Here is a 12,172-nt window from a genome sequence, read left to right on the forward strand (position 1 = left end):
AAATTCCACAAACAAATTCGAATAATGGAATTTGTTTGATCCAGATCAAACTGCCAGACCGAAAGACATGGCAGAGATACCAGATATTCCAGAGGGAGGAACACATGAGCCTGACCGGTCTTGCGGCATCGCGTCGCGCCTTTCTGGGCCTTGGTGCAGCGGGTCTGGCAGCGGCCAGCCTGGGCTTGCCCGTTCGGGCCGATGCCATCGCCACCAAGGCGCGGATTGTCATCATTGGCGCGGGTGCCGCCGGAACTGCGCTGGTCAACCGGCTGGTTCAGCGGCTGGACGGCGCGCAGATCACCATCGTCGATGCCCGTGCCGAACATCTGTATCAGCCCGGCCTGTCGCTGGTGGCGGCCGGGTTGAAGCCTGCCTCCTATACCGTGTCGCAAACGACCGACTGGCTGCCCTCGGGCATCACGCTGGTGGCCGAATATGCTGCTGCCATTGATCCGGTGGCAAAGACGGTGGCCACCTCGGGCGGCAAAAGCCTGCCATACGATTTTCTGATCGTGGCCCCCGGCCTTGTGCTGGATCATGATGCGATCCCCGGCTTCTCGCTCGATATGGTGGGGCAGAACGGGATCGGTGCGCTGTATGCCGGGCCTGCCTATGCCGCAAAGACATGGGACGCCGCCCGGAAATTCACCGAAGAAGGTGGCGTCGGCCTGTTCACCCGCCCTGCAACCGAAATGAAATGTGCCGGTGCGCCGTTGAAGCACACCTTCCTGATTGACGATATCGCCAGCCGCGGGGGCGCTGCGGGCAAATATGAAATCCACTATGCTGCACCCCAGCCCGCGCTGTTTTCTGTGCCCATCGTGGCCGAGAAGGTGCGGATGCTGTTCGGCGAGCGGGGATTTACGACACATATGCAGCACAAGCTGCTGTCCATCGAACCGGGCCAGAAACGCGCGACCTTTGAAAAGACAGAAATCGACGCCACCACCAAGGCCAAGGTGAAATCGACGGTCGAGCTGGCCTATGATTACCTGCATGTCATTCCGCCGCAGCGCGCGCCCGAGGTGATCCGCCAATCTGGCCTGTCCTGGGCTGACAAATGGACGGATCAAGGCTGGGTTGAAGTCGATCAGAAAACCCTGCGCCACCTGCGTTACCCGGAAATCTTTGCGCTTGGCGATGTGGCGGGCGTGCCCAAGGGCAAGACGGCGGCCTCGGTCAAATGGATGGTGCCGGTGGTCGAGGATCACCTGATCGCCGCCATTCAGGGCCGCGAAGGGACCGAAACCTATGACGGCTACACATCCTGCCCGCTGATCACCCGGGTTGGCCGCGCGATGCTGGTGGAATTCGACTATAACAACAATCTTGTTCCGTCGTTCCCGGGCATGATCGCGCCACTGGAAGAGCTGTGGATCAGCTGGCTGATGAAGGAAGTGGCGCTGAAAGCCACCTATAACGCAATGCTGCGCGGCAAAGCCTGAGGAGGATGCGATGAAGGAACTGACACTGGAAACCCTGATCGCGGTCTTCGAGGAAATCTTCGGGCGCGGTCTGTTCTGGACCATGGTCGTGGCCGCCCTGATCGTGACAGCGGCCTATGTCTATGTGCTGATCCGCGACCGGTCGATGTCGATGCGCAAGTTTCTGATGGCGCAGCTGTCCATGCCCTTTGGCGCGGTTGCGGCGGTTCTGTTCGTGCAGGCCATGACCCATTCGCATTTGCGTGACATTGGCGGGCCGATTGATGTGATCGTTCTGCTGGGGGTTGCCGTGATGGGGGCCATTGGCGCGGCGATCCTTGTCTATACGGCCCAATCGCTGTTCCGCCTCCGGAAGGCCTGATTGCGCCGACAGGCTTCGGTCATGCCTGACGGTTGCCCGATCCCATCTGTGCCACATGAACCAGAAAGGCCCCGGTGTTTCCACCGGGGCCTTTGTCATTGGCGGAATAGGGCGGCTCAGCCTTCGGCGGCTTCTTCGCGCTCTTTCTTTTCGGGCGCGATTTCCTCGCCGGTTTCCTGATCGACCATCTTCATGCCCAGGCGCACCTTGCCGCGATCATCAAAGCCCAGAAGTTTCACCTTCACTTCCTGCCCTTCTTTCAGCAGTTCGTTCGGGTGGTTCAGCCGCTTGTTGGCGATCTGCGACACATGCACCAGACCATCGCGCTTGCCGAAGAAGTTCACGAAAGCCCCGAAATCGACCAGCTTCACCACCTTGCCGGTGTAGATCTGGCCTTCTTCCGGCTCTGCCACGATCGACCAGATCATGTCATAGGCCTTCTTGATCGCCTCGGCCGAGTTCGACGCGATCTTGATCACGCCGTCATCATTGATATCGACCTTGGCGCCCGAAACTTCCACGATCTCGCGGATCACCTTGCCGCCTGAACCGATCACTTCGCGGATCTTGTCGGTCGGGATGCTCAGCGTTTCGATCTTGGGCGCGTATTCGCTGAAGCCCTGCGGGGCCGACAGCGCCTTGTTCATCTCGGACAGGATGTGCATGCGGCCATCCTTTGCCTGCGCCAGCGCCTGTTCCATGATCTCGGGTGTGATGCCCGCGACCTTGATGTCCATCTGCAGCGAGGTGATGCCGTTCTCGGTGCCCGCGACCTTGAAGTCCATGTCGCCGAGGTGATCCTCGTCGCCCAGAATGTCGGTCAGCACGGCCCATTTGCCGTCATCTTCCAGGATCAGGCCCATGGCCACACCGGCGACCGGCGCCTTCAGCGGCACGCCCGCATCCATCATCGACAGCGAGCCACCGCAGACGGAAGCCATCGAAGACGACCCGTTCGATTCGGTGATCTCGGACACGACGCGGATCGTATAGGGGAAATCGGTCGGAGCCGGCAGCACGGCCTGCAGCGCACGCCATGCCAGCTTGCCATGGCCGATTTCGCGGCGACCGGGCGAACCCACGCGGCCCACTTCGCCCACCGAATAGGGGGGGAAGTTGTAATGCAGCAGGAAGTTCGAACGGGTATTGCCATTCAGCGCGTCGATGATCTGTTCATCTTCGCCCGTGCCCAGCGTGGTCACAACCAGACCCTGGGTTTCGCCACGGGTGAACAGGGCCGAACCATGGGCGCGCGGCAGGATGCCGGTTTCGCAGACGATCGGGCGCACGGTCTTGGTGTCGCGGCCGTCGATACGGACGCCGTTGGTCACCACGTCGCCGCGCAGGATCGACGATTCCAGCTTCTTGATGGCCGAACCCAGGTTGATGTCAGCCTTGTCTTCGTCCGACAGCGCATCCTTGATCGCCGAAACGGCGGCGGAAATCGCGTTGGTGCGATCCTGCTTGTCGCGGATCGCGAAGGCGGCGCGCATCTGCGCTTCGCCCGCAGCCTTCACCCGGCCATAGAGGTCCGAGATATCGGGCGGCGAGAAGTCGAAGGGTTCCTTGGCCGACAGTTCCGCAAAGTCGATGATCAGGTCGATCACCGGCTGCATGGCGTCATGGCCGAACTTCACCGCGCCCAGCATTTCGGCTTCGGTCAGTTCATAGGCTTCGGATTCCACCATCATCACGGCGGTCTTGGTGCCGGCGACGACCAGATCCAGACGCTGTTCGGGTTTCGAACGCAGCTGGGTCATGTCATCCATGGCCGGGTTCAGCACATAGTTGCCATCGGCAAAGCCGACACGCGCCGCACCGATCGGGCCCATGAACGGCACGCCCGAAATGGTCAGCGCGGCCGAGGCGGCGATCATCGCAACGATATCGGGGTCATTCACCAGATCGCAGGACAGAACGGTGGCCATGACCAGCACTTCGTTCTTGAAGCCTTCCACGAACAGCGGGCGGCAGGGACGGTCGATCAGGCGGGAAACCAGTGTTTCCTTTTCCGACGGACGCGCCTCGCGCTTGAAGAAACCGCCCGGAATCTTTCCGGCGGCATAGTATTTTTCCTGGTAATGCACGGTCAGCGGGAAGAAGTCCTGACCCGGCTTCGCCTGCTTGGCGAAGGTCACGTTGGCCATGACGCTGGTTTCGCCCAGCGTGGCAATAACCGAGCCATCCGCCTGACGCGCAACCTTGCCGGTTTCCAGAGTCAGCGTTTCACCGCCCCACTGGATCGACTTTTTCGTGATATGGAACATCTATCATCCTCATGGGAGCCTGCACGGGCCCATCCCGTGTCTCCCGTTAAATGGCGGCCCCATTGCCGCCCGCCCCCCATCCTTGTGCATGCGGCCGGGGGCTGGCCTCACGTCTCAGATGGCGGGGCCATACAGGAAAACAGCGGGTTTGGGAAGGGGGACGGACAGCACACCATCCCGATGACACAGCAGATTCCAGCTTGTCGCGTAAAGGGCGAGCGTTTCATTCGCCCGGCTGAACCCGTTTCATTCCGGGCCGTGGCGGCAGACCCCAGGCCTTGCGGGCCGTCACCAGACGCAGATCATCGGGGTCCATGCCAAGGCTGAGGATCGTGCGGCGGTCATAGCGGGCACGGGCCGCTTCGGCGTCGGGGGCCGTGCCAAACAGCCAGTCGATCCAGCCCGCGCCAGCGCTGACGTGAAAGGTCGTATGGTGATCCTGATAATGATGGGCCAGATGGTCGCGGGTGATTTTCTGCCCGAACCAGCCTTTGCTGACATTCAGATGTGCCAGAGTGTGGCAGTATTCGTAAAAGGCAAAGGCCGAAACCGAACCAAGGAACAGCGCCACAAATGACCCAAGGGCCGCAGCGCCCAGCCCCAGCACCGGCCAGAGCAGCAGCGTGTGCAGCGCGACCGAGATCAGACCAAAGCGCAGAGCATACCAGTTGTCACCGCCGGTAAAGAATTCCGGGTCAGCCGGAAATTCGTGATGGCCGATGTGGCTGCGATACAAGTCGTTGAACAATCCCTGTTCGGTCGGTGGTTTGCGATGCAGCAGGAAGCGGTGCATGACATATTCGACAAACAACTGCAGCACGATGCCATAGGCCAGCGCCAGCAGGAACCACGGCGTCCACCAGACAACCATGGCCACCAAAGCCGCAAGCCACAAGGGGAACAGCCTCTGCAGGCTGCCCATATTCATCAGAACGCGCAGGGTCGGGATCATCGGGTGTCTCCGCACATGTCCATCCAGAATGGACGGGTGCAGCCATCCCGCAAGTGAAACGTGGCGTCAGCTTCATCAAGGCCCGCAGCAGGCCAAAGCAAAACGCCCGCAGCTGGGCTGCGGGCGTTGCAGGAATTCGGCGTCGTGCCGGATCAGCGGCGCAGGCTCAGGCGCGAAATCAGGGTCGCATAGCGCCCCTCGTCCTTGGCCTTCAGATAGTCCAGCAGCTTGCGGCGCTGAGCCACCAGCATCAGCAGACCGCGACGCGAGTGGTTGTCTTTCTTGTGGGTCTTGAAATGTTCGGTCAGCGTCGCGATGCGCGACGACAGGATGGCAACCTGAACTTCGGGCGAACCGGTGTCGCCTTCCTTGGTTGCATATTCCTTGATCAGACGGGCTTTTTCTTCCACGGTGATCGACATCGGGATCTCCTTTTCAGGGTTGGCGTGACGGCGCAAGCCGGGATGTCGTCCAGCAGGGCCCTTGATATCCTGCCCACGAGTCGGTGCAGGGATGGCGGCGTATACGGCAGCTTCACGACGAATGGAAGAAGGAATATGCTTGCCACCTTGCGCGGAGATTGGTTCAAATGCCATTCAATCTTCGCGATGCCATGGTGCTGCTGCCGTTTTTGTGCCATGATCCGCAGGGAAAAACGTCTTCTGTTCCATGAGGTTGGCGGAAAAATGGTTAACGCGGCCCTCGGTGGGGAAGATGATGGTGGAGTGTTGCGATGCTGGGACTGATCGGATTGCTGGGTGCGCTGAGCGCAGGTTTGATGCTGGACGCTATGATGTCAGGATCGTCGCGCGATGGCGAGACTTCGGAAGGCGAGGATGACGCCCCGGAGGCGGAAGAAGACACCGAACAGGCACCGACCGGCGATTTGCTGGATGATCCGGATGACGCTGCGCAGGATGATGGAACCGCCGAACCCGAGCCTGCCGCTACGATAGCGCCGCAAAAGGGCGGGGCTTCTGCGGACCAGGGTGGCGCTTCAACAGCGCGCCCGGCCACGTCTGAGGCAGAGCCGGCACCTGATCCGATCCGGGGAACAAACGGACGTGACGTGTTGCAGGGCGGAAATGGCAACGATTTGTTCTATGGGCTTGGTGGCCTGGACCAAATTTTTGGCCGTGATGGCAATGACACAGCCTATGGCGGGCGCGGTGTTGACTATATCTATGGCGGTGAGGGGGCGGACGCTTTGCATGGCGGTAGCTCTGACGATGACCTGCAGGGCGAAGACGGTCGTGATTCGCTGTATGGCGACGGAGGTCATGATCTCTTGGCGGGGCAAGGCGGCAATGACAGCCTGTTTGGGGCGGCTGGGAACGATACTTTGCTGGGTGGCCAGTTCCGTGATCGCCTGTTCGGGGGGAGTGGAGACGACGAAATCGACGGTGGCACGGGCAATGACACCATGAGGGGTGGGGACGGCACCGATAACCTGTTCGGCAATGACGGCAGGGACCTTCTGCTCGGCCATGTTGACGGCGAAGACGATGATGATGTCGACTTCCTCAACGGTGGGAATGGCAACGATACCATAGTGGTCGGTGCCCGTGATTTTGTTGACGGTGGCGAAGGTTCCGATCTGTTCCAATTGGGCGACTGGCTTGAAGAAGGCGATGCCGCCCGGATCATGGATTACAACCCCGATCAGGACCGGATCGAGGTTGTCTATGACCCGGAAAACCATCCTGATCCGGTTCTGACAGTGAACCGGATTGAAGGCAGCAATGACGTGGAACTGCTGCTGGATGGCATGCCGCTGGCGATGGTGCAGGACGCCGCCGATCTGTCGGTCGAGGATATCAGGCTGGTCGCCGCTTGAGGCAGCGCATTCCCGGGGCGATCAGCCCCGGGTTCCGCTGGCAAACATCGGACCTCCGCGCCAGCGCGGAAAGCCGTAACCGTGAATTTTCACCAGATCGATATCGGCGGCATTTCGGGCAATACCGTCGGCCAGAATCGCCTGACCCTCGGCAGCCATCTCGGCCACGAGATACGCCGCTATGTCCGTAGGAGCGGCAGTCGGCATGATCCGATCTGCCAGCAGCTTTGCCACTGCATCTGACGGTCGCGGAGTGCGGTCGCCCGGCGCATAATCATACCAGCCAGCACCGGTTTTCTGCCCCTTGCGCCCCGCGCGCACCAGCAGATCACCCAGCGTTTCCGGCACATCTTGCCCAGACGCCCTTGCAGCCTCGCGCTGGAGGAAGGCGATATCAAGCCCGCCCAGATCCTGCGCCTCGAACGGTCCCATGGCAAAGCCATAGCTGCGCATGGCGGCATCGATTTTGGCAATGGTCACGCCCTTCCGCAGCAGGGACTCAGCCGCCATCCGATAGCGCTTCAGGATGCGATTCCCGATGAAGCCTTCGCAAATACCGGCCTGAACCGGGATCTTGCCAAGCGCGCGGCCCAAGGCAAACCCTGTGGCCAGAACTTCGGGCGCAGTCTCGGGAACCGGCACGATTTCCAGAAGCTTCATCACATTGGCCGGGCTGAAGAAATGCAGCCCGATGAACCGCGCGGGATTGGGCAGGCCTTCGGCAATCCGGCGGGGGTCCAGATAGCTGGTATTTGTGGCCAGCACTGCATCGCTTCGGCAGAAGCGGCCAAGCGCATCGAACACGGCGTGTTTGACCGACAGGTCTTCGAACACCGCTTCGATCACCAGATCGGTGTCTGACAGGGCGGCATAATCGGTGCTGGGGGTGATGCCTGCCATGCGGGCCTCGGCCTGATCGGCGGTCAGCCGTCCGCGTTTTACGGCCGCGTCGAAAATGCTGCGCAGATTGGCAACCCCACGGGCAAGTGCCTCGGCATCGCGTTCGATCAGCACGACCGGCAGGTCCGCATCGCGCAGCGCAGCAGCAATGCCCGCGCCCATCGTGCCGCCACCGATCACGCCCGTATGGCGCAGTGGCAGGGGAGGCACCCCGGCCAGATGGGCCGGGCGCGGGGCGGCGCGTTCGGCAAAGAAGACATGGCGCAGCGCCGCCGCCTGTTCCGATCCGCGCAGATCAAGGAATGTGGCGCGTTCAAAAGCCAAGGCTTCGGCAAAGGGTGCCTCGGTTGCCTTGCGCAAACAGTCCAGCGCGCGCAATGGCGCGGCTTCGCCCTTGGCGCGGCGGGCGATTGCTGTTTGCTGTTCCGCCCAGAATTCCGGGGCAGGGGCCGCAACCGGGCGTTCGGATATGGGCAGTGGCAAAGGCTGCTCCAGCGCGGTCAGCGTAAAATCCAGCGCACCTTGCAGCAAATCGCCGGTCACCACGGCATCCAGAAGGCCCATTGACTGTGCCTTGGCTGCGCCCAGCGGTTTGCCCGTGGTCACCAGTTCGACCGCTGCGGCAACGCCCGCAAGGCGCGGGGTGCGCACCGTGCCCGAGGCCCCCGGAACGATACCCAGCCCCACCTCGGGCAGACCGACCGACGCCGTATCCAACGCCGCGCGGAAGCGGCAACCCATAGCCACTTCGAACCCGCCGCCAAGCGCCGAGCCATGGATGGCCGCCACCCAGGGCTTGGCCGCCGCCTCGATCCGGTTGACCAGATCAGGTAGGTGCGGCTCCATCGGCGGTTTGCCGAATTCGCTGACATCGGCCCCGGCGATGAAGGTTCGCCCGGCACAGATCAAGACGACCGCGCGGATATCCGGGTCGGCATCGCAGGTGGCGACTGCATCCCACAGCCCTTGGCGCAGGGCTTGCGACAGCGCGTTCACCGGCGGATTGTTCACGGTGACAATGGCGATGGCGCCTTGGCGCGACAGGGTGGTGACGGTCATTTCAGATCCCCAGATAGGCTTCGCGGATGCGCGGATCGGCGATCAGATCTTCCGCCGCGCCAGACATGCTGATGCGACCGGTTTCCATCACATAGCCACGATCCGCAATCTTCAACGCGCCAAAGGCGTTCTGTTCCACAAGAAGGACGGTGACATTCAGCGCCTTAAGGCCCTTCACCACCTCGAAAATCTGCGAAACGATGATGGGGGCCAATCCCATGGAGGGTTCGTCGAGCAAAAGACAGGACGGCCGCCCCATCAGCGCGCGGGCCATCGCCAGCATCTGCTGTTGCCCGCCCGAAAGGCCGCCTGCCGCCAGATTGCGCTTTTCCTTCAGGATCGGGAACATCTGGAAGGCATCTTCCATGTCACGATCCACCCGGTCATCGCTGAACAGAAAGGCGCCAAGGCGCAGGTTTTCCTCGACTGTCAGATTGGTGAAGATCTGCCGCCCTTCTGGCGATTGTGCCAACCCGCGCTTTACCCGCTTGTAAGCGGGCACCTGTGTCAGCATTTCGCCCCGGAAGGTGATGCTGCCGCCCGATACTGGCTGCACCCCTGACAGGCAGCGCAGCAGCGTGGTCTTGCCCGCGCCGTTTGCGCCGACGACGGTGACAATCTCGCCGCTATCGACATGCAGGTCGATGCCATGCAGCACCTCGATCCGGCCATAGCGGGACCGCAGCCCCTCAATGCTGAGCATGATCTGCCTCCGTTCCCAGATAGGCCGCGATGACGGCGGGGTTGCGGCTGACAGTGGCGGGATCGCCTTCGGCGATCTTTTCGCCATGGTCCAGCACGACGATATGATTGGAAATTCGCATGACCATCTTCATGTCATGTTCGACCAGCAGGATCGCCACGCCAGAAGCGGCAACTTCGGCAATCAGATGATCGATTTCTTCGGTTTCGACGGCATTGCAGCCGGCGGCGGGTTCATCCAGCAGCAGAACCCTGGGGTTCAGCGCCAGCGCCCTGGCAATCTCCAGCCGTTTGAGACTGCCATAGGACAGGCTGCCCGCCTCGCGTTCGGCCGCGCGCTCCAGTCCGACCCGGGCCAACAGGGCACGCGCACCGACCTCGGCCTTGCGCGCGCGCGCCCTTGACGATGGCAGGCCCAGAAGATCGGCCAGCACCGGGCCGCGCTCTTGCAGATGGAACCCTGCGATGGCGTTTTCCAGCACGGTCATCGTCTGGAAAATCTGCAGGTTCTGGAAGGTCCGGCTCATGCCGCGACGGGCCAGAAGATGCGGGGAAAGCCCGGTCACATCGTCGCCCAAAAGCCGCACGGTGCCGCTTCCGGGCATGTAAACCCCGGAAATCATGTTGAACAGCGTGGTCTTGCCCGCGCCATTCGGCCCGATCACCGACGTGATCTCGCCCGGCTTTACGGCAAAGCTGACATCGTTCACGGCTTTCAGCCCGCCAAAGCTGATCCCCAGCCCTTCGATGGACAGAAGTTCGGTCATTCGCCCGCCCCCCGGAGTTTGCGCAGGATCGACGGCAGCAGCCCTTCGCGCAGGAAGATCATCACCAGAACCATGACAAGGCCCAGCACCAGTTGTTCATATTCGGCAAAGACAGTCAGCGCCTGCGGCAGAAGCGTCAGGATACCTGCGCCGAAGATCGCGCCCAGAACTGACCCCACTCCGCCCAGCACCGCCATGGTGACCAGTTCGACCGAATGCATGAAGCCCGCAATATCGGGGGTCACGAACTTGTTCTGCAGCGCCAGCAGCGACCCGGAAACCGAGGCATAGACAGCCGAGATCACAAAGGCCGACAACTTGGCCCGCGGCACATCGACGCCAACCACCTTGGCCGCGATTTCGGACCCGTGCACCGCGCGCAACGTGCGCCCTGTGGGGCTGTTGTGCAGGTTCAGCGCCAGCCAGGCCCCGATCAGCAGGGCGATGCCACAGAACGCGTACCAGAACTCGCCGTTGGACAGCGGCAGCCCCCAGTCCTTCAGCAGGCCACGCAGACCCAGATCGGGCACTTCCATACCATCGGGGCCGCCGGTCAGGTCGCGTTCATTGTTCAGAACCATGGAAATCAGAACCCCGAAACCTAGGCTGGCCACGGCCAGGTAATGCCCTTTCAGCCGCAGGATCGGTCGGCCCACCAGCCAGGCCAGAGCGCCCGAAATGGCGGCGCCCGCGATGGCTGCCAGGGCCGGGTGCAGGCCCAGATGCATCGGCGCCAGCGCGCAGGCATAGGCCCCGATCCCGGCGAAACCGGCATGGCCCAGACTGACCTGCCCGGCATAACCGATCAGGATGACCAGTCCGGTCACCGCGATGGCATTGACGAAGATCAGCGCCCCGACGCGGTAGTAATAGCCCGAAGGGAAGAACAGCGGCGACAGGGCGATCAGGATTGCAAGGGTCAGCAATGTGGCGGATTTGGCGGTCAGTTTCATGGCTTACACCCGATCCGTCGATTTGCGGTCAAACAGGCCTTGAGGCATCACGAACAGCACGGCCAGAATGATGATGAAGGCGGCGGCGTCCTTGTATTGGCTGCTGATGTATCCAGCGGTCAGCGCCTCGATCAGGCCCAGAAGAATCCCGCCGACCAGTGCGCCCTTGGGATTGCCCATGCCGCCCAGCATGGCCCCGGCAAAGCCCTTGAGCGCGAGCGCGATGCCGACATCGTAGGATGTAAGCGTGATCGGTGTGACCAGCACCCCGGCCAGCGCGCCGATGGCGGCCGAAAGCGCAAAGGACAGCGTCATCACGAAATCGGTATTGATACCCACAAGCTGCGCCGCCAACCGGTTGTTCGACGTGGCCAGCACGGCCTTGCCCAGCAAGGTCTTGGTGAAGAACACGAACAGGCCCGCAAACACGACCAGCGCACCGCCGATCACCCACAGGCTTTGCGGCAGGATCGTCGCGCCCAGCAGATGCAGCGGATCGTCGCCGGTAAAGGCCGGAAAGCGATGGATCTGCTTGTCGAACACAAGCTGCGCCCCGCCGCGAATGAAGATCGACGCCCCGATCGTGATGATGATGAGCGACACGACCGGTGCCCCGCGGGCGGGTTCGATTGCCAGCTTGTTCAGTGCCACGCCAAGCGCTGCCGTCACCAGAATGGCGATCAGCGCGGCCAAAGGCAGTGGCAAGCCGGCGGCAAATGCAAAGACGGTGATCATCCCGCCCAGCATGACAAATTCGCCTTGCGCGAAATTCACCACGTCGGATGCGTTGTAGATGATGGTGAAGCCGAGGGCGACCAATGCGTAAACTGCACCGACCGTCACCCCCGAAAAGAGGAATTGCATGAGTTCCGACATGCGGGCGCGCTCCGTCAGAGTGGGGGGCACGGGGGCGCCGTGCCTCTGGT

At 61.9% G+C, this 12,172-nt stretch carries 11 protein-coding genes; 3 read left to right on the forward strand and 8 right to left on the reverse strand.

Annotated elements, in window-relative coordinates:
• Positions 1 to 104 precede the first annotated feature (104 nt).
• Positions 105 to 1,448 (forward strand): NAD(P)/FAD-dependent oxidoreductase, encoded by a 1,344-nt coding sequence (locus tag V6590_RS06975; RefSeq protein ID WP_335421286.1) that lies wholly within the window; start codon positions 105 to 107, stop codon positions 1,446 to 1,448.
• A gap of 10 nt (positions 1,449 to 1,458) precedes the next feature.
• Positions 1,459 to 1,809 carry a DUF5368 domain-containing protein gene (locus tag V6590_RS06980; RefSeq protein WP_335421287.1) on the forward strand — a complete coding sequence of 117 codons (351 nt, stop codon included), beginning with the start codon at positions 1,459 to 1,461 and terminating at the stop codon, positions 1,807 to 1,809.
• A 116-nt stretch (positions 1,810 to 1,925) separates the two neighbouring features.
• Here the strand turns inward: V6590_RS06980 and pnp are convergent, their stop codons facing one another.
• The 3 genes from pnp to rpsO all read right to left on the reverse strand — a co-directional run bounded on the left by pnp (position 1,926) and on the right by rpsO (position 5,450).
• Complete coding sequence (pnp, locus tag V6590_RS06985; RefSeq protein WP_335421289.1) at positions 1,926 to 4,076, reverse strand: polyribonucleotide nucleotidyltransferase; 2,151 nt, start codon at positions 4,074 to 4,076, stop codon at positions 1,926 to 1,928.
• 223 nt (positions 4,077 to 4,299) lie between these two features.
• Positions 4,300 to 5,028 carry a sterol desaturase family protein gene (locus V6590_RS06990; RefSeq protein ID WP_335421291.1) on the reverse strand — a complete coding sequence of 243 codons (729 nt, stop codon included), beginning with the start codon at positions 5,026 to 5,028 and terminating at the stop codon, positions 4,300 to 4,302.
• A 152-nt stretch (positions 5,029 to 5,180) separates the two neighbouring features.
• The gene (gene rpsO / locus V6590_RS06995) at positions 5,181 to 5,450 is read right to left on the reverse strand and encodes a 30S ribosomal protein S15 (protein ID WP_335421293.1); all 270 of its coding nucleotides are present in this window, start codon (positions 5,448 to 5,450) and stop codon (positions 5,181 to 5,183) included.
• A 311-nt stretch (positions 5,451 to 5,761) separates the two neighbouring features.
• On the opposite strand from rpsO, the gene V6590_RS07000 reads away from it, so the two are divergent.
• Positions 5,762 to 6,865 (forward strand): calcium-binding protein, encoded by a 1,104-nt coding sequence (locus V6590_RS07000; RefSeq protein ID WP_335421295.1) that lies wholly within the window; start codon positions 5,762 to 5,764, stop codon positions 6,863 to 6,865.
• A 21-nt stretch (positions 6,866 to 6,886) separates the two neighbouring features.
• Here V6590_RS07000 and V6590_RS07005 read toward each other — a convergent pair whose 3' ends face one another.
• The 5 genes from V6590_RS07005 to V6590_RS07025 are packed head-to-tail and all read right to left on the reverse strand — an operon-like array spanning position 6,887 to position 12,122.
• Positions 6,887 to 8,824: a 3-hydroxyacyl-CoA dehydrogenase NAD-binding domain-containing protein gene (locus V6590_RS07005; RefSeq protein ID WP_335421297.1), complete on the reverse strand. Its 1,938-nt coding sequence runs from the start codon at positions 8,822 to 8,824 to the stop codon at positions 6,887 to 6,889.
• A 1-nt stretch (position 8,825) separates the two neighbouring features.
• Positions 8,826 to 9,527, reverse strand: coding sequence for an ABC transporter ATP-binding protein (locus V6590_RS07010; protein ID WP_335421299.1), 702 nt, complete (start codon positions 9,525 to 9,527; stop codon positions 8,826 to 8,828).
• Positions 9,514 to 10,293, reverse strand: coding sequence for an ABC transporter ATP-binding protein (locus tag V6590_RS07015; protein WP_335421302.1), 780 nt, complete (start codon positions 10,291 to 10,293; stop codon positions 9,514 to 9,516). Before V6590_RS07015 ends, V6590_RS07010 begins: the two co-directional genes overlap by 14 nt.
• Positions 10,290 to 11,246, reverse strand: a complete 957-nt coding sequence (locus V6590_RS07020) for a branched-chain amino acid ABC transporter permease (protein ID WP_335421304.1) — start codon at positions 11,244 to 11,246, stop codon at positions 10,290 to 10,292. The genes V6590_RS07015 and V6590_RS07020 overlap by 4 nt, the downstream gene beginning before the upstream one ends.
• A 3-nt stretch (positions 11,247 to 11,249) precedes the next feature.
• On the reverse strand, positions 11,250 to 12,122 hold the full coding sequence (locus V6590_RS07025) for a branched-chain amino acid ABC transporter permease (RefSeq protein WP_335421306.1): 873 nt from the start codon (positions 12,120 to 12,122) through the stop codon (positions 11,250 to 11,252).
• Positions 12,123 to 12,172: the final 50 nt, after the last annotated feature.

Origin of the sequence: Gemmobacter denitrificans (assembly GCF_036964905.1) — a bacterium.
Taxonomy (GTDB): Bacteria; Pseudomonadota; Alphaproteobacteria; order Rhodobacterales; family Rhodobacteraceae; genus Gemmobacter; species Gemmobacter denitrificans.